This window comes from Aquiflexum sp., assembly GCF_041751335.1.
Lineage (GTDB): Bacteria > Bacteroidota > Bacteroidia > Cytophagales > Cyclobacteriaceae > Aquiflexum.
In genome coordinates this window covers 1-17,245 of the sequence record NZ_JBGSXS010000020.1, presented here as the reverse complement: position 1 = coordinate 17,245, position 17,245 = coordinate 1, and the positions used below count along the sequence as shown (strand labels likewise).

Here is a 17,245-nt window from a genome sequence, read left to right as displayed (position 1 = left end):
CTCTGCCTATACTGCCATATTCCCAGTTGGTATTGTTAATACCTGCTAAGGAATTTTGACTCCATGATTTGATGGTTTCATCTTTATCATTTCTGATTTCAAATTTGACCTCCCCTTGATTTTTTGTGTAGAAAAGAATACGCTGCGTAGGTTTTTTGACCATCCCATCTAACATCGCAGCTCTCCAAGGATTGTAACGTATTTCAGAAATACTCAAGACCATAACTTCTTTTTGGTTATTCAGAACCTTGTAAAGCGGTTTTAGATCTACAATAAAAACGCTACGTCCATGCGTTGCGACAACCAATTCATTTTCTCTTTTTTGAATGGCCATATCATAAATAGCCACATTTGGGATGCTTCCTTGCATCAGTTCATAGCTTTTTCCTGCATCTGTAGAAACAAACAATCCTTGATCCGTTCCCAAATAAAGAATAGATGGATTGGTGTGATCTTCTTTGATGATGTTCACGGCTTCCAATGGAAGATTTGAGACAAGAGAAGTCCATGTTTTTCCGTAGTCAGTGCTTTTGTAAACAAAGGGTGTGAATTCGTCAAAACGATAACCGGTCAAGCTTACATAGACCAACCCTTCCTGATGTTGGGAAGGGGTAACACTACTGACCCATCTGTTTTGTGGAAGTCCTTTGCTGATGTCAATCCAGTTGTTTCCGTGATCTCTTGTTATCCAAAGATTTCCATCATCTGATCCGGCATACAATGTCCCAAATTCAAATGGGGATTCCTCTATCACAGATAAGGTGGCAAAAGGCACATTACCGCTTTTTAGGTTTTTGGTAAGGTCTGGTGAAATGGTTTCCCATGTGTTACCCTGATCGAGACTTCGGTAAACGTACTGAGAGCCCATGTAAAAAATATCCTGATTATGTTTACTCAAAATGGCAGGAGTTCTCCAGTTCCATCTATTTGGAGTCATTCCAATGTCATGGGACGGCGTAACTGATTTTCTTTCATTGATTTTGGTATTGATCCTGAAGTAATTTCCAAATTGAAAACCTGTATAGATTATGTCATTGTTTCGTGTATCAACAGCCACGACCATGCCGTCACCACCCATTAGGGATGACCATTGATCGGAAGGTTTATTTGTTGAACTACCATACCAAACTCCATTATCCTGCATGCCACCATATACATTGTATGGTGTCTTTTCATCTACCATCACTGAATAAAACTGGCTAATGGTCAATTGGTCATTCAAATGATTCCACCTTTCGCCACCTCCGTATGAACTGTATAGACCACCATCAGTGCCTAAAAGAAGGTGTTTAGAATCTTTTGGATTGATCCATAAAGACTGATGGTCAGAATGTACATTGCCAACAGTATCGGTTCTGGCAAACGTTTTCCCCCCATCTCTGGAAACCAAAAGTGGAACGCCTAAGATATATACCTCATCCTCACTTGATGTTCCAACTCTGACTTCACCAAAGTAATATCCATAAGTGTTATATACCCTTTCCAGATTCGTTTCATTTACTTTTTTCCATGATTTACCGGCGTCTTCAGATCGGTAAACTTCTGCCCCAATGACAGCACTGTTGAAAAGTGAAGCATTGGCGTCTTGTCCCTCCCCATTGTATTGTGCAATCTGAATAGGTGTTATTCTCCCCAAGCTTAATAATCTTTTGACGCTATTAGCATCATATTTTGTAGCAAATCTGTTGGACCTGAGAAAACGGTTCAGTTTGTCATCCTCCAGATTTTGAATATCGGCAGAAGTTAAAGTTTTGAAACTTTCGAAAGTTAGATCCTCATCACCTTGTCTTTGTGGTTGTCTGGCTTCTCTGCTTTCTGACTTTTGGTTATCGTGGAGTGCATAGACCACATTTGGATTGCTCAGGCTGAAATCAAATCCTATCCTGCCAACAAACTCATCTTTAGGAAAACCTTCTGCTACTTTCTTCCAAGTATCTCCTCCATCTTCAGACCTCCAAATTCCGGATCCTTTTCCATTACCGATAAAATCATGGGATTGTCTGATACGTTCCCAGGATGCAGCCAACAAAATATTTGGATTGGATGGATGTACTTTGATATCGATGATACCTGTGTTATCATTGATTTTTAGCGTTTTTTTCCAGTTTTTTCCTCCATCGGAGGTCTTGTATAGGCCCCTTTCTTCATTTTTGGAATAGAGGGCGCCCATAGAACCTACCCAAACGATATTGGGATTGGTAGGGTGTATTTGAATCTGTCCAATATGCTGGGAATGTGGCAATCCCATAAATTCCCAAGTTTCGCCACCATCCTCAGATTTATAGATACCCGAACCGGCATATGTGGATCTACTTGAATTGTTTTCTCCCGTGCCAACCCAAATGATATTGTTGTCTGATGAAGCGATTGCCATATCACCGATCCCAAGGGACCCTTGGTGGTCAAATATAGGTGTGAATGACTGACCATTGTCTTGTGTTTTCCAAATGCCACCGGAGGCGGCTGCGATGTAGTAGGTTTTGAAATCGTTGGTCACTTCGATATCGACTACTCTACCACTCATATTGGTTGGTCCAATCAGTCTTGCAGGATAATTTTTGTAAGGGGAATTGGCCAGCATCTCTTGATGTTTTTTGACTGCCTCCTGAATTTCTTTAGAAGAACTTGCCTTTATCTGCTGTGCGTCAGTTTGTGATATTTGAAGACCGAAAGCCAATGCTACCAGCCAAGAGCTTATAAAATGTAGATTTTTCTGCATGTGTTTAGTTGATTAGTCCAACAATATAAAAAAAGGTATGCTTATTTTATTGGAAAAATGTACAAAGAGAAAACTGAACGGATGATTGGATTTCAGTTAATCTTAGATTGAGTTTTTGAATTAAATAAGGGTAAAAGTCAAGGTGATATTCTACCAAATTCTAGGGTTCACCAGGGTTTACTGCTTCACTTCCAACTTCGGTCTTCCAACCATAACCTGAAAAGTCGATGGCTACTTTAAATTTGGTGGATATACAGAACTACATATTATATAATTCACATTAAATGGAATATTTTATTTCCAATTTCTATCTTTGTTTATACCAATCATCATTGAAATGGGAAAATACCTAAAGTACACTAAAAATTTCTATTTCGTTTTCACCCTCTTTTTTGTCATTTGGATGGTATTTATAGACTCCAATGACATCTTGACCCAATATAAACTCAAATCAAAATTGAAGGAATTGGAAAAGCAAAAAGAATTTTATCTGGAAAGGAAGGACAAAATACAGGCTGATAGGGAAGAGTTGATGAGTAATAATGAACTCTTGGAAAAGTTTGCTCGTGAAAGATACTTGATGAAGAGAAAAACGGAGGATTTGTATGTTGTCATTGAAGACTAAATTATTATTGCCATTATTGATATTGGTTCTTTTTTTTGTTACCGTTTCAGCAGAAGCTCAGAGGTACATAGACGAGGAAAACCGACCACCTCTTAAAGATAGGATGTTTTTTGGAGGAAATTTTGCCATGTCATTCGGCACCATCACTTTTATTGATGTTTCACCTTTGGCAGGTGTGATGGTTACCAATCGATTTTCCAGTGGTGTTGGAGCAACTTATCAATATTTTAACGATAGAAGATTTATTGGAGGAAACAATAGCGTTTATGGGGGAAGGATTTTCTCCCGCTATAATATTTTCCCAAATATCTTTGCTCATGCAGAATATGAAAGTTTAAATCTGGATTTTTATAACCAAAGGACTGATAGATTTGAACGTATCTGGGTTCCTGGGTTATTGGTGGGGGGAGGTTATTTTACGCCTTTTGGTGATAGGGGAGGTGCTAATATAACTCTTTTATACAATGTTATTCATGATAACTTTCGTTCTCCATATAATTCGCCTCTGATTATCCGGTTTGGATTTGTGCTTTAATAACTACTTAAAAAAAAATGTCCACCTTCACCCAGAAACTTAGTAAATCTCATAAGGCTTGTCCGGAATGTCCTTCACCTAAGGTTATCCATACCTTTTTTGAGAATATCCTTGGATTGCTTTTTCCTGATTTTGCACCGGAACTCCTTAAAGAAGAAGATCAGATAGTGGAAAAAATCGAGGAACTTAAACATATGCTTTCAAGAATCCTTATCAGGAATAAACACCTCTATTCAGGAGATGGGGTTGAGATTGCAAATACATTTTTTGAAGGCCTTGAAGGGATATATGATTTATTAAATCAGGATGTGCAGGCGATTTTTGATGGTGATCCTGCTGCAAAGTCAAAAACTGAAGTCATCAGATGTTATCCCGGCTTTTATGCCGTAGCTGCTTACAGGATTGCACATTCACTACATGTCCTTGGTGTTACCCTCATACCAAGAATGATCACTGAATTTTCCCATAGCAGAACAGGTGTGGATATTCATCCTGGAGCAAAAATCGGAGAGCGGTTTTGCATTGACCACGCAACAGGGATTGTCATCGGAGAAACCTCAGTGATTGGAGATTGTGTGAAGATTTATCAGGGGGTAACATTGGGTGCATTGAGTGTAGATAAAGAAGATGCAGATAAAAAACGTCATCCGACAATTGAAGACTATGTGGTCATTTATGCGGGGGCTACAATTCTGGGAGGAGATACAGTAATCGGGCACCATTCTATCATTGGTGGAAATGTTTGGATCACCAAAAGTGTTCCTCCTCATAGCAAAATTTATTATCAGACAAAGATGTACAATCCAAGTTCCAATGAAACAGATACCTATATTATAAAAAGTGAAGGATGAAATTGGTTGATTTGATAGGTAACACACCCCAGGTAGAACTCAAGCGTATCCCCACCAACCCAAATGTCAGGATTTTTTGTAAACTGGAAGGACAAAATCCCGGAGGTTCAGTAAAGGACAGGGCGGCTTTTAATATGATAAAAAGTGCCTTGGATAGAGGGGAAATAAAAGCGGGAGATAAATTGGTAGAGGCTACCAGCGGTAATACCGGTATTGCATTGGCCATGGTTGCAAATGTGCTTGGTCTCAAGATGACTTTGATAATGCCTGACAATTCTACAAAAGAGAGGATATTGTCCATGGAAGCTTATGGTGCGAAAGTAATTTTGACCCCTGCCGCAAAGACTATAGAATATTCAAGAGTACTTGCTCAGGAAATGAAAGATAAACAGGGTTATTTCATGTTGGATCAATTTGCCAATACTGATAACTTTATGGCTCATTATTACAGTACAGGACCTGAAATATGGCGGGATACGAGTGGTGAAGTTACCCATTTTGTATCCGCTATGGGAACCACAGGCACTATCATGGGAGTCTCCAAGTATCTCAAGGAAAGGAATGATGGCATTCAGATTGTTGGTACCCAACCGACAGACGGATCAAATATTCCAGGCATCAGAAGGTGGTCTCCTGAATTCCTGCCTAAAATTTTTGAACCTAAAAGAGTGGACCTAGTGATAGATGTCAGTCAAGATGATGCTACCCAAATGACCCGTAGGATGGCTAAAGAAGAGGGGATTTTGGCTGGAATGAGTAGTGGTGGGGCTTTGTATGCTGCTCTACAACTTTCGAAAAAGCTTGATTCAGGTCTCATTGTTTGTATTACATGTGATAGGGGGGATCGATATCTGAGCTCAGATCTTTTTGCATAAAAAAATCCCGAAGGATCGCTCCCCCGGGATAACCACAAAAAACGAGACATTGTCTTTATTGTTTAATATAGTTGGTGAGCAGTTGAAGGCTGAGGTTATTGTTTCCATTGGCCGAATCTGAAAAACCTCTCACAACTAGGGTATAAACCCTATTGCCCCTGATTTCTATTTCGTTGACGGTCAATAAAGTCTCTCCCGAGGCTTTTGATTTTAGGGTTACTTTTATTGTGCCTTTTACTATCCTTTCAAAATCAGTGATTTCTAAATACTCATTTTTTTCACCGAAGGGTAATGTTTCGTCATTGATCAAGACTTCAATATCATCTGTATCCGGAGAAAGATGTACCAATCTTACCTGGGCATGATCACTGTCGGGTTCATCCCAATCATCCTCAACTATCACAGCATCAATATCCGCTGCTTTGTTCACCAAAAACAAGGAATAGACCTTGTCCTCAACCAAAGTGAATTCGGTCTCCAACAAGGTATTAACGGCATTATGTGCGTTGAATTTTAATTTTCTATCACCTACATAGAAAGGGCTGTAGGGGAAAGTAGTACTGTATTCTAATGGATTGTTATTGATCCTTGCAGCTTCGGTGTAAATGTCCAAGTTTGGGCCATCAGGTGAAGCATGATAAATGGACAGAAATGCGGATGGAGGGATGGGCTGACCCTCATCATCCTCAAAGCAAGCTGTCATTACTAATACTGAGGAAAGTGAAAGCATTATTCCAAATGCCTTTGCCCACTTCAAGTTAATTTTTCTGGTATTCATAAATAGTTGGTTTAGTTTATTTAACTGTCTAGACGCAACTATTTTTAAAAACGCTACAAGGATTTAAAAAAAATCCCCGAAAATTTTCCGGGGGTTTAAATCACACATTGTCAGGTTCTGGATGTTGGTAAGGTTTTCGATATGGTCTCCTTAGCTTTTGGGTAGCTTCCGGATCATCGACTACAATCATTTTCTCAGAATCATAGACCAAAGATCTCCCCAATTCCATAGACATATTTGCCAGAATGCAGGATGCTGAGGAGATATGGCCTTCAAGTACATCAGCAACTGGAAGCTCCCCAGATTCCATTGAATCAAGGAGATTTTGGAATTGACCTCTTGTGGCAGATGCAGCATGAAGTTCTATTCTGGATTCGGTCAGGTCTTCTGGGTATTTTTCTCTTTCATAAAGGACATCAAATTCAATCTTCTCTCCTTTTTGATAAGGGAAATATTCAGCTTTCATAGTACTTCCGGCGAGGACGCCATTCTCCCCAAAAATTTTAAAAGCCCATGGATACTCAGGATCAACCGGGCTCCCCCAGGTCCTGTGTTGCCAGACTACATTCAGTTCATCAAATTCATAGATGGCCGTTTGTGTGTCGGCAATGTTTGCTTTACTTTCTTTTTGAACATAAATTCCTCCTGTTGCGGTGATTTTTTTTGGCCAGCCCAAGCCCAACATCCACCTGACTGCATCCAGCATGTGAACGCACATGTCTCCCGGAATACCGTTTCCATATTGCATAAAGGATCTCCATCGGCCATGAAGAATGCCATCATATTCCCGATATGGAGCAGGACCTGTCCACATGTCATAATCGATATGTGCTGGTACAGGCTCGGCCGGAGGATTGGCATTCAATCGCATGTGGTAATAACAGCATACTTCAGCATGCGAAACCTTCCCTATTATTCCACTGTCAATAATTTCTTTTTTTGCCTTTATAACATGTGGTGTACTTCTTCGCTGCACCCCGACCTGAACCATTTTATTATACTTTCTGGCTGCGGCAACTATCGCTTCCCCTTCAATCACGTCAACAGAAATAGGTTTTTGTAAGTACAAATGTGAACCGGCCTTTAAAGCAGCTATTGCCTGTAAAGCATGCCAATGATCAGGAGTGCCGATAACGGTAATATCCAGTTTGTGATTTTTAAGTAGTTCCCGATAATCTTTATAAAGCTTCGGTACTTTACCGGATTTTTGCCTCTTGGCTACAATGTCTCCTGCTTCTTTGAGCATGTTGCTGTCTACATCGCACAAAGCGACTACATCAACATTTGCAATCTGAATCAATCTGAAAAGGTCGCTTTTACCATACCATCCACTCCCGATAAGGGCCACTTTCAAAGGTTCCTCATTATTGATAAAATCCGTACTCATCATGCCCATACTGGCCAAAGCCAATGCAGCACTGCTTCCTTTGAGAAACTGACGGCGGTTAAAATTTTGGGTCTCCATAGAAGGGAAGGTTTAGGTTTGCGAAAATTAATCCCTCAATTTACAAAAAGGTCGAACCTGAACAAATTTCATTTGACCAGTGGTAGGTTATATTACCGGGCTGGTTTTTAAAACAATCATTCGGCTGATATAACTACTTTGCAGCCAAAAATGAATAAATTGATGCTTGTTTCCACTTTACCCTTCAATCTTAAGAAAAAGCTATTCACTATAATGACTGCACTTTTGATAAGCTATGGCTTGCATGGACACGCATGGTCCACTCTAAACCCTGCGAACACTTGTACCGAAAGGCATGGTATGCAGGTGGTTCCCATTGGAGTGAAATATTATGTTGTCGCCGGATGTGGTAACCGTGGCGGTAGCCCCGAGCTTACTAGTATTGAGGTTATGAATTGAATTTCACACCTAATTTTTCTCCCAAGGACTTCAAATCATCAACAACAGGTTTGATAATTGGGATGCCATCTTTTTTCCGAGCGGTTTCCAATTCTCTTTCCGGATCACCCGGAATCAAAACCTTTTCCTGACCTTCTACAGGTTTGGCTTTTCGGAACCTGCTTATCCAATTATCCATATTAGCTTTGAACTCATCTGCTGGTCTAAATGCATCAACACGCATGGCGCCCAGAAAATGTCCGAGCCCTTCCCCAACAGGATTGGGGTCAGGTTCCAAAAATGCTACAAAAGGTGGTACCCAAGGGCCATAATTGGCACCTGATAATACTGCTGAAAAAATATCTACAATGGCACCCAAAGCATATCCTTTATGCGATCCGTGTTCTCGGTCTCCTCCAAGTGGTAATAATGCACCTCCCTTTTTTACGCCATTGGCATCTGTGGTCTGATTGCCGTCTTTGTCCTGTACCCAACCCAGAGGAGCATCTAGTTCTTTTCTTTGTAAAATCTCCAATTTACCATTGGCAGCTGTCGTCGTCGCCATATCGGCGACAAAAGGAGGTTGTTCATTCGCCGGGATGGCCACTGAAATTGGATTAGTACCCAACATTCTTTCCTTGGAAAAAGTCGGACTTACCAAAGGGCTGGCATTGGTCAAGGAAATCCCAATCATGTCATGTTTCAATGCCATCATTGCATGATAGCCTGCAATACCATAATGGTTGGAATTTTTGACTGAAACCCAACCGGTTCCGGCAGTTTTTGCTTTCTCAATGGCCACCTTCATCGCAAATGGAGCAACTACCAAGCCTAATCCGCCATCACCATCGACCACTGCTGTACTCGGGGTTTCATATATAACTTTTATGTCAGGATTTGTATTGATCCTGCCTTTTTCCCAAAGTCTGACATAACCTGATAGCCTAGCGACCCCATGCGAATCTACTCCCCTAAGATCAGCTGAAAGTAACACATCAGTGGCCAGAGCAGCAGCATCTTCAGGACACCCCATTTTGAGAAATATGCTTTTGGTGAAATTATTCAGGTCGGAATATTGGAATACCATACATTAGTAATTCATGTATTGATTAAATCAAATCGTAAAGGTCCTATTGACTGATAGCAGTTGCCATGGAATGCTTACCCATCAGCTGTGCGATTGCGCCTTCTTTCAAAGCAAAGTTTGAACAAACCAAAATAGAAACCGGAACCAGCTTTAAAATATAAGTTATCAGGCAGGAGGCTACCACTATCATATCCACCCTCATGGGAATCATACCAGCAATGTTCAGTCTTTCTTCTTTGTTGAGTGTCAATAGTTTTTGAGCGATCACTTCAAATTCTCCTTTTGGAAGCTGAAAGACTTGCTGGGTCTTTAATTTAGTTTGATGATGGGAAGCAAAATACATATCTGTTAAAGTGTCAAATGTTCCTGAGGCACCAACTAGTCCTTTTGGGTTGAACTTCTGGATAGCTTCTTCCAGTTTAAATAATTTTTCTCTAAGGTAAAAAGTAAGTTTTTCAACTTCCTCTGGTAGTATAGGGTCGTGATAGTGGAACAAGTCGAGTAATCTCTGTCCGCCGATTTCAAAACTCTGCCTCCAGAATGCTTCAATAGAATTGCCAATGATAAATTCAACGGATCCACCACCGATATCCATCATCAGGTAGGTTTCGCCATTTAAAGAGCCACTGAACCTGATGCCTTCATAGATCATCTGGGCTTCTTGGAGCCCGTCAATGACATTTACTTCAATTTGAAAAAGTTCTTTTATCTGTTTTACAAATTCACTTCCATTTTGGGCATTTCGGACAGCACTTGTGGCGAAGGCAAAAATATTTTGGATTCCTTCCCCATCAATCATGCTTCTAAAGTGTTTCAGTGTATGAAAGGCTCTCTTGATAGCATCAGGGTGGATATTGTTTTTGCTGATGCCACCCTGTCCGATTTTCACAGGGATTTTTTCCTTATAAATAGTATTGTATTTATCCTCATACATTTCAACCAACAACAAATGGAATGTGTTGGTACCCATGTCTATTATCGCTGCCTTAGTCGGAAACATACCGCCTTAATTTTGGTTGTGCGAATATAGAAAGTTTATCTTAAATCCATTGTTGAGATAAATTATTATGTTTTGAAATTGATCACTGTTAGGTTGGTCAAGAATTATTTTCTCCCTTTATTGCCCTTACTTATATTTGACAGGAATAAACCTAAAAGCGAATAGATATGGACAGTGAAATCAAAGGTGTTTATACACTTCCAAGCAATAAAGACAAGTTTGAACTATTGAAAAAAAAGAATGAAGAAGCATTGCTTGGCGGAGGGGAAAAAAGGATTGAAGGGCAGCATAAAAAAGGAAAATTGACTGCAAGGGAAAGAATCCATTTGCTTCTTGATGAAGGGTCATTTCAAGAAATAGATAAGTTTGTCATGCACCGGGCCAAGGATTTTGGATTGGAGAAAGAACATTACCTTGGAGATGGGGTAGTTACCGGATATGGGGAAATCAATGGCCGGCTGGTCTATGTTTATTCTCAGGATTTTACTGTTTTTGGAGGATCTCTTTCCGAAACCCATGCGGAGAAAATCTGCAAAATAATGGATATGGCGATGAAAAATGGTGCGCCTGTCATAGGTTTGAATGATTCAGGTGGTGCCAGGATTCAAGAAGGTGTAGTTTCTTTGGGGGGCTATGCGGATATATTTTATAGAAACACCTTGGCATCTGGGGTGATCCCGCAGATTTCTGCAATCATGGGGCCATGTGCAGGAGGTGCTGTTTATTCACCTGCTATTACAGACTTTGTCCTGATGGTTGAAAACACTTCCTATATGTTTGTGACAGGCCCAAATGTGGTCAAAACAGTAACCCAAGAAAATGTAACAGCCGAGGAGTTGGGTGGCGCAAGTGCCCACAGTACCAAAAGTGGTGTGACGCATTTTGCCTGTAGCAATGAACTTGCCTGCATCCAACATATCAAAAAATTGCTCAGTTACATTCCTCAAAACTGTGAGGATGAAGCGCCACATCATCCTTATGAGCTAAAAGAAGACGAAAAAAGAGAAGTCCTGGATAGGATAATACCAGAAAATACCAATCATCCATATGATATTAGAGAAGTGGTAGACGGAATTGTTGATGAATCGTCCTTTTTTGAGGTGCATAAAAACTATGCTGAAAATATAGTGGTTGGTTTCGCAAGATTGGCCGGAAGAAGTATCGGGATAGTGGGCAATCAGCCACAGTCCCTTGCAGGAGTTTTGGATAACCATGCCTCCATGAAAGCCGCAAGATTTGTTAGATTTTGTGACTCCTTCAATGTCCCTCTGTTAGTTTTGGTCGATGTTCCTGGATTCTTGCCTGGTACCGATCAGGAATGGAATGGAATTATAACCAACGGAGCCAAGCTATTGTATGCTTTTTCTGAGGCTACCGTACCAAGAATTACAGTTATCACAAGAAAGGCTTACGGAGGCGCATACGATGTGATGAATTCGAAGCATATTGGAGCTGATCTTAATTTTGCATGGCCTACCGCCGAGATTGCCGTTATGGGTGCCAAAGGTGCTGCTGAAATTATTTTCAAAAGAGAAATAGCTGAAGCAGAAGATCCGGAAGCCAAATTGCAGGAAAAGATTGATGACTATACTGCGAAATTTGCTAATCCATACCGTGCAGCCCATAGAGGCTTTATCGATGAAGTCATCATTCCTTCCGAAACCAGAGAAAAATTGATAAGAGGCTATAAAATGCTAGAAAATAAAGTCGATAAACTCCCGAGGAAGAAGCATGGGAATATTCCTTTGTAGCATAAATAAAAAAAACCAATGCAGAACAAGATTTTAGAATTACCAATAATTCAAAAAATATTAACAAAAACATAAAATGTCATTAGAGAACAAATTTCTATATAAATACCTCAACAATGCCTCACCAACTGGCTTTGAGGCTTCAGGACAAAAAATATGGTTGGAATATGTAAAGCCTTATGTGGATACATATTTCACCGACAATTATGGTACGGTCGTAGGCGTGGTCAATCCTGAAGCTGAATATAAAGTTGTCATCGAAGCTCATGCAGATGAAATCAGTTGGTTTGTAAACTTTATCAATGCAGAAGGATACATCTATGTGCGTCGTAATGGTGGTTCAGACCACATGATCGCACCTTCGATGCGTGTCAATATCCATACTGATGATGCTGTGATTCCCGGTGTTTTTGGTTGGCCTGCCATTCATACGCGAAAGGAAGGAAAAGAAGAAGCCCCAACATTGGATAATATCTTCATAGATGTGGGAGCAAGGACAAAAGAGGAGGTGGAGAAAATGGGAATCCATGTTGGCTGTGTGATCACCTTTAAGGATGAATTACAGGAATTGAATGGGAAATTCTATTCCGGAAGAGCACTTGACAATAGAATAGGAGGCTACATGATTGCCCAAGTGGCCAAAAAGATTCATGAATCCAAGGTTAAACTACCTTTCGGACTTTATATAGTCAATGCGGTACAGGAAGAGATTGGTCTTAGAGGAGCAGAAATGATTGCGGCAAAGATAAAGCCTCATGTTGCTATCATTACAGACGTATGTCATGACACCACTGCCCCTATGTATAATAAGGTTACAAGCGGAGAACAGATAGCAGGCAAAGGCCCAGTCTTGACTTACGGAGCAGCGGTTCACAAAAAGCTACTTGATTTAATCATTGGTACAGCAAAGAAAAATGAAATCCCATTTCAAAGGGCAGCGGCATCAAGAAGTACAGGAACGGATACAGATGCTTTTGCCTATTCCAATGAGGGCGTACCATCAGCTTTGATTTCTCTTCCATTGAAATACATGCACACGACCGTGGAAACAGCCAGTAAAGAAGATATCGAAAATGTCATCTTGTTGATGTATCAGTTTTTGGTTGAATTGGATCCTTCATTTGATTTCAGGTATATAAAATAAGTCCTCAGGTTTTAGTCTGCAGTTGGCATCCTGCTTAATGTGTTCAATGTGGTCCTTTTCATATGAAATATAAAGATCAACTCCGCCGAACAATTTCTCTTGCCCTTCCCCCAAAAAGGATTGTCTCTTTGGTACCTTCGCAGACCGAGCTTTTGGTGGACTTGGGTTTGGTGGATAGTTTGGTGGGTGTGACCAAGTTTTGTGTACATCCCAAAGGCCTGAAAAAAGAAAAGACAATTATCGGTGGCACCAAAAATTTTCATTTTGATAAGATAGATTTGCTGAAGCCGGATCTGATCATTGGAAATAAGGAAGAAAACTACAAGGAAGGGATTAATCAGTTGTCTGAAAAATATCCGGTATGGATGAGTGATATTCGTACCTTGGAAGACGCCTTTCAGATGATGCTTGGGATAGGGCAGGTTACCGGGACACATAATAAGGCTGAAGTTTTGGTACAGAAGATCAGAAGTGAATTGAATTTTGTTCCTAAAAGAAAAGCAACTGCGGTGTATCTGATTTGGGATGAACCACTGATGGCTGCCGGTAAAAATACTTTTATCAATGAAATGCTTTTTAGAGCGGGGTTTGTCAATATGATGGAAAAAGACCGTTATCCCAAGCTTTCCACCTCGGAACTCAAGGCTTTAGCGCCTGAATATTTGTTGTTAAGTTCCGAGCCTTATCCATTTAAGCAAAAACAACTAACTGAGTTTGCTGCACTTTTACCTCAATCCAAAATCCTTTTGGTGGATGGGGAGATGTTTTCATGGTATGGGAGTAGATTACTGTTTTTCAAAGGTTATTTGGACTTTTTTAAACTTTGAATCTTTATCCATACGAATTCAGCCGTTTGTAAAAATATCAAACATAGTAAAAGACTTTTTTAAAATTTTTAATTAACTTTTCTGCACTAATTTAAATAACTTACCCAAAATCATGAAGCAACAAAGAAGAAACTTCCTAAGGAAACTGGGAGCAACAGGAGCAATTGCTGCTCTTAGTCCAATGGTTTTTACAAATGAATCCATTGCCAAAGAATTTCTTAATAGACACAGCATCTTTGATAATCAAAATAATACAACACTACGTTTGGCACTAATAGGTGCTGGAATTATGGGAACCGAAGATACCAATTCGGCCTTAAGGCATCCCAATGTAGAATTGGTTGCAGTTTGTGACTTGTATCTAGGAAGGTTGGAATCTGCCAAACAGAAATGGGGAAACCATCTTTTTGTAACTCAAGACCACAAAGAAATTCTGAAAAGAAAAGATGTTGACGCGGTAATAATCGCCACACCAGACCATTGGCATAAGCAAATCAGTATTGATGCATTGAATGCCGGGAAGCACGTTTACTGTGAAAAGCCCATGGTTCATTCAGTAAAAGAAGGAATGGATGTGATCAATGCCTGGAAAAAATCAGGAAAGGTTATGGTGGTAGGAAGTCAGGGCCTGTCTTCATTAGGTAATGAAAAGGCAAAAGAACTATTAGCAGCAGGTGTCATTGGAGACTTGGTTTATGCGGAAGGATTTTGGGCTAGAATGTCTCCCGAAGGAGCTTGGCAATATAATGTTCCAAAGGACGGAAATGAACAAACTGTTGATTGGAAAAGGTATATTTCCAATACTACTAATAGAGATTGGGATCCATTACGATTTTTCAGGTGGAGAAACTATCTCGATTATGGTACAGGAATGTCCGGCGATTTATTTGTACACTTATTTTCAAGTTTACATTTCATTACAAATTCTTATGGTCCAAATAAAGTTTCAGCTATGGGAGGATTGAGGTATTGGAAAGATGGCAGGGAGGTTCCGGATGTATTGTTGGGTACATTTGATTATCCTAAAACAGAAAAACATTCAGGTTTTAATTTGTCACTCAGATGTAATTTTGTCGATGGTACCAGTGGCACCACCTATCTGAGAATAGTTGGCACGAAAGGTTCAATGGATGTGAAATGGGAAGAGGTTGTCGTAAAAATGAATTCCAATACCATGAGTGATGATCCTTTTTTACAGGAGCAGGCTAGGTTAAGGGGAGAAACAGAGACACGCGCCAAAATCCTACCTCCAAGGGAACAAGTATATACAGCCGAAAGATCGTGGAAAGGTGCCCACTATGACCATTTTGGAAATTGGTTTCATGCTATCAGAACGGGAGGGAAAGTGGCTGAGGATCCTGTTTTTGGCTTTAGGGCAGCAGCCCCGGCGTTGTTATGTAATGACAGTTATTTTCAGAATAAATTTATCAATTGGGATCCAGTAAATATGAAATTAATATAATCGAAAACATGAAACATAAGATAATTGGATTAATAGTTCTGACTTGGTTTGTCAATTCATGTAGTACTGACAACAAGGAAACAGTTACCGATGAAGAAGAGGTAGAAGTGATAGTAGCAGATAACAGCCTGTCAGATGATGAAAAATCTGCTGGGTGGATGCTCCTTTTTGATGGTGAAAATACAGATGGATGGAGAGCATTTAATGGAGAAGAATTTCCGGACGGTTGGGTTGTGGACGAAGGTTCACTTAAGGCATTGGGTTTGGGAGGAGATATTGGAGGCGACATAGTCTTTGCACCGATGGATTTTGAAAATTTTGAGATGGAATTCACTTGGAAGATTGGGCCGGGCGGAAATAGTGGTGTTTTTTATCACGTAATTGAAGACCCAAAGTATGCTGCTCCTTATGAAACAGGACCTGAATATCAGGTTATAGATCAGCGTGGGTTTGAGCAGCCTTTGGAAGATTGGCAGTCATTGGCTTCAGATTATGCAATGTATCCGGGAGATATTGAAAGTGTAGTCAAACCTGCCGGAGAATGGAATGTTTCTAGGATTGTATTTTCTGAAAATGGTGCCAGCTATTGGCTAAATGGTAAGCAGACATTGGAATTCATTCCTTATTCGGAAGATTGGATGAAAAGGAGAAATAGTGGTAAATGGGATGATTTTCCTGATTATGCCAAATCAAAAAAAGGATTGATTTCTTTACAGGATCACGGCAGTGAAGCTTGGTTTAAAAACATTAAAATAAGACCATTATGAAAAAATTAAATATTATTGCCTTTTCTGTGATTGCAGTATTGTTAGGGTTTGCCTGTCAGGGAAGTAAGGAAATATCTCTATTCAATGGCAAAGACCTTTCTGGATGGAATATTTATGGAACTGAAAAATGGTATGTTGAAGATGGTCTATTAATTTCAGAAAGTGGGCCTGATAAGGAATATGGTTACTTAGGGACAAAGGAAGCCTATAAAGATTTTGAAATAAATGTTGAATTCAAGCAGGAAGCAGATGGGAACAGCGGAGTTTTTATTAGGTCTACCGTTGACGGAACAAAAGTTTCAGGCTGGCAAGTAGAGGTAGCCCCCCCAGGTCACGACACAGGAGGCATATATGAATCGTATGGCAGGGGTTGGTTGATTAAGCCTGACAAAGAAAAAGACAGTGCATTGAAATATGGTGATTGGAATAAAATGAAAATTGTGGTAAAAGGGGATAGGGTTGTGTCTTATCTTAATGGAGTTGAAATGGTTGATTTTTCCGATGAGAAAATAGGCAATGGCAATGGAGGGATATTACTCCAGATTCATGATGGGGGAGGAATTAAGGTGTATTGGAGAAATATTAAGCTAACTCCTTTATAATATCTAATTATAAAAAAACATAATAGAAAAGCCAGCTGTTTAAAGATCGGCTGGCTTTTTTTATTTTTAGGGTTAGTGGTCAGTAACATATATCATATTATGAAATTTATTTTTGATAGTTCTTTGTCTTTTAACAAAGCCTTAACATCTTTGCAATCCCAAAAGGGGAAGCATCACAAAGTTGTTGAAGAGTTTTAATTTTTTTTAAAGTGATTTCTTTTCAATTTAAAATTATTTCTTACCTTTGCAGTCCTGTTCTGAGTAATGGGTTTTAAAGATGCCGGAAAAAGTTCTGGTTGATAAGATTTACCACGGGATAATTGATCCTGACATTTCCTTTTTAAAAGGGAAAAAGTTCATTGAAATGTTGAAGACGAAA

At 39.8% G+C, this 17,245-nt stretch carries 15 protein-coding genes; 10 read left to right on the top strand and 5 right to left on the bottom strand.

The genetic code is table 11. The features are described from left to right. A partial coding sequence (locus tag ACEW8U_RS01000; RefSeq protein WP_373520167.1) for a WD40/YVTN/BNR-like repeat-containing protein occupies positions 1-2,719 on the bottom strand: 2,719 nt, incomplete at its 3' end. A 337-nt stretch (positions 2,720-3,056) separates the two neighbouring features. Here ACEW8U_RS01000 and ACEW8U_RS00995 point away from each other — a divergent pair. Genes ACEW8U_RS00995 through cysM form a run of 4 tightly spaced genes read left to right on the top strand, consistent with a single transcriptional unit; the run spans position 3,057 to position 5,605 of the window. Further along, entirely contained in the window at positions 3,057-3,344 is a 288-nt protein-coding gene (locus ACEW8U_RS00995) for a septum formation initiator family protein (protein ID WP_373520166.1), read from the top strand. After that, positions 3,325-3,879 (top strand): hypothetical protein, encoded by a 555-nt coding sequence (locus ACEW8U_RS00990; protein WP_373520165.1) that lies wholly within the window; start codon positions 3,325-3,327, stop codon positions 3,877-3,879. Before ACEW8U_RS00995 ends, ACEW8U_RS00990 begins: the two co-directional genes overlap by 20 nt. A 17-nt stretch (positions 3,880-3,896) precedes the next feature. Then, positions 3,897-4,730 carry a serine O-acetyltransferase gene (locus ACEW8U_RS00985; protein WP_373520164.1) on the top strand — a complete coding sequence of 278 codons (834 nt, stop codon included), beginning with the start codon at positions 3,897-3,899 and terminating at the stop codon, positions 4,728-4,730. After that, on the top strand, positions 4,727-5,605 hold the full coding sequence (gene cysM / locus ACEW8U_RS00980; RefSeq protein WP_373520163.1) for a cysteine synthase CysM: 879 nt from the start codon (positions 4,727-4,729) through the stop codon (positions 5,603-5,605). Before ACEW8U_RS00985 ends, cysM begins: the two co-directional genes overlap by 4 nt. 55 nt (positions 5,606-5,660) lie before the next feature. Here the strand turns inward: cysM and ACEW8U_RS00975 are convergent, their stop codons facing one another. The 4 genes from ACEW8U_RS00975 to ACEW8U_RS00960 form a co-directional block, all read right to left on the bottom strand. Beyond that, positions 5,661-6,383, bottom strand: coding sequence for a DUF4397 domain-containing protein (locus tag ACEW8U_RS00975; RefSeq protein ID WP_373520162.1), 723 nt, complete (start codon positions 6,381-6,383; stop codon positions 5,661-5,663). 100 nt (positions 6,384-6,483) lie between these two features. Continuing rightward, positions 6,484-7,848 carry a Gfo/Idh/MocA family oxidoreductase gene (locus ACEW8U_RS00970; RefSeq protein WP_373520161.1) on the bottom strand — a complete coding sequence of 455 codons (1,365 nt, stop codon included), beginning with the start codon at positions 7,846-7,848 and terminating at the stop codon, positions 6,484-6,486. A 388-nt stretch (positions 7,849-8,236) separates the two neighbouring features. Then, positions 8,237-9,313 (bottom strand): Ldh family oxidoreductase, encoded by a 1,077-nt coding sequence (locus ACEW8U_RS00965; RefSeq protein WP_373520160.1) that lies wholly within the window; start codon positions 9,311-9,313, stop codon positions 8,237-8,239. A 43-nt stretch (positions 9,314-9,356) separates the two neighbouring features. Beyond that, positions 9,357-10,313, bottom strand: a complete 957-nt coding sequence (locus ACEW8U_RS00960; protein ID WP_373520159.1) for an exopolyphosphatase — start codon at positions 10,311-10,313, stop codon at positions 9,357-9,359. Positions 10,314-10,480: 167 nt separating this feature from the next. Here ACEW8U_RS00960 and ACEW8U_RS00955 point away from each other — a divergent pair, with 167 nt between their 5' ends. From ACEW8U_RS00955 to ACEW8U_RS00930, 6 genes are all read left to right on the top strand, one after another. Then, positions 10,481-12,064 carry an acyl-CoA carboxylase subunit beta gene (locus ACEW8U_RS00955; protein WP_373520158.1) on the top strand — a complete coding sequence of 528 codons (1,584 nt, stop codon included), beginning with the start codon at positions 10,481-10,483 and terminating at the stop codon, positions 12,062-12,064. A 76-nt stretch (positions 12,065-12,140) separates the two neighbouring features. Then, a complete protein-coding gene (locus ACEW8U_RS00950) occupies positions 12,141-13,208 on the top strand; it encodes a M42 family metallopeptidase (RefSeq protein ID WP_373520157.1) in 1,068 nt (355 codons plus the stop codon). 62 nt (positions 13,209-13,270) lie between these two features. Continuing rightward, positions 13,271-14,035, top strand: coding sequence for a helical backbone metal receptor (locus ACEW8U_RS00945; RefSeq protein WP_373520156.1), 765 nt, complete (start codon positions 13,271-13,273; stop codon positions 14,033-14,035). 112 nt (positions 14,036-14,147) lie between these two features. Then, positions 14,148-15,497 (top strand): Gfo/Idh/MocA family protein, encoded by a 1,350-nt coding sequence (locus ACEW8U_RS00940; RefSeq protein WP_373520155.1) that lies wholly within the window; start codon positions 14,148-14,150, stop codon positions 15,495-15,497. Positions 15,498-15,505: 8 nt separating this feature from the next. Next, positions 15,506-16,264: a DUF1080 domain-containing protein gene (locus tag ACEW8U_RS00935; protein ID WP_373520154.1), complete on the top strand. Its 759-nt coding sequence runs from the start codon at positions 15,506-15,508 to the stop codon at positions 16,262-16,264. Further along, positions 16,261-16,866 (top strand): DUF1080 domain-containing protein, encoded by a 606-nt coding sequence (locus ACEW8U_RS00930; protein WP_373520153.1) that lies wholly within the window; start codon positions 16,261-16,263, stop codon positions 16,864-16,866. Before ACEW8U_RS00935 ends, ACEW8U_RS00930 begins: the two co-directional genes overlap by 4 nt. Positions 16,867-17,245: the final 379 nt, after the last annotated feature.

What these genes read in the sequence shown, in the direction of transcription:
- ACEW8U_RS00995 (WP_373520166.1), top strand. Translation starts at nt 3,057, where the DNA reads ATGGGAAAATACCTAAAGTACACTAAAAATTTCTATTTCGTTTTCACC.
- ACEW8U_RS00960 (WP_373520159.1), bottom strand. Translation starts at nt 10,313, where the DNA reads ATGTTTCCGACTAAGGCAGCGATAATAGACATGGGTACCAACACATTC.
- ACEW8U_RS00985 (WP_373520164.1), top strand. Translation starts at nt 3,897, where the DNA reads ATGTCCACCTTCACCCAGAAACTTAGTAAATCTCATAAGGCTTGTCCG.
- ACEW8U_RS00975 (WP_373520162.1), bottom strand. Translation starts at nt 6,383, where the DNA reads ATGAATACCAGAAAAATTAACTTGAAGTGGGCAAAGGCATTTGGAATA.
- ACEW8U_RS00935 (WP_373520154.1), top strand. Translation starts at nt 15,506, where the DNA reads ATGAAACATAAGATAATTGGATTAATAGTTCTGACTTGGTTTGTCAAT.
- ACEW8U_RS00950 (WP_373520157.1), top strand. Translation starts at nt 12,141, where the DNA reads ATGTCATTAGAGAACAAATTTCTATATAAATACCTCAACAATGCCTCA.
- ACEW8U_RS00955 (WP_373520158.1), top strand. Translation starts at nt 10,481, where the DNA reads ATGGACAGTGAAATCAAAGGTGTTTATACACTTCCAAGCAATAAAGAC.
- ACEW8U_RS00965 (WP_373520160.1), bottom strand. Translation starts at nt 9,313, where the DNA reads ATGGTATTCCAATATTCCGACCTGAATAATTTCACCAAAAGCATATTT.
- ACEW8U_RS00970 (WP_373520161.1), bottom strand. Translation starts at nt 7,848, where the DNA reads ATGGAGACCCAAAATTTTAACCGCCGTCAGTTTCTCAAAGGAAGCAGT.
- ACEW8U_RS00945 (WP_373520156.1), top strand. Translation starts at nt 13,271, where the DNA reads ATGAAATATAAAGATCAACTCCGCCGAACAATTTCTCTTGCCCTTCCC.
- ACEW8U_RS00990 (WP_373520165.1), top strand. Translation starts at nt 3,325, where the DNA reads ATGTTGTCATTGAAGACTAAATTATTATTGCCATTATTGATATTGGTT.
- cysM (WP_373520163.1), top strand. Translation starts at nt 4,727, where the DNA reads ATGAAATTGGTTGATTTGATAGGTAACACACCCCAGGTAGAACTCAAG.
- ACEW8U_RS00930 (WP_373520153.1), top strand. Translation starts at nt 16,261, where the DNA reads ATGAAAAAATTAAATATTATTGCCTTTTCTGTGATTGCAGTATTGTTA.
- ACEW8U_RS00940 (WP_373520155.1), top strand. Translation starts at nt 14,148, where the DNA reads ATGAAGCAACAAAGAAGAAACTTCCTAAGGAAACTGGGAGCAACAGGA.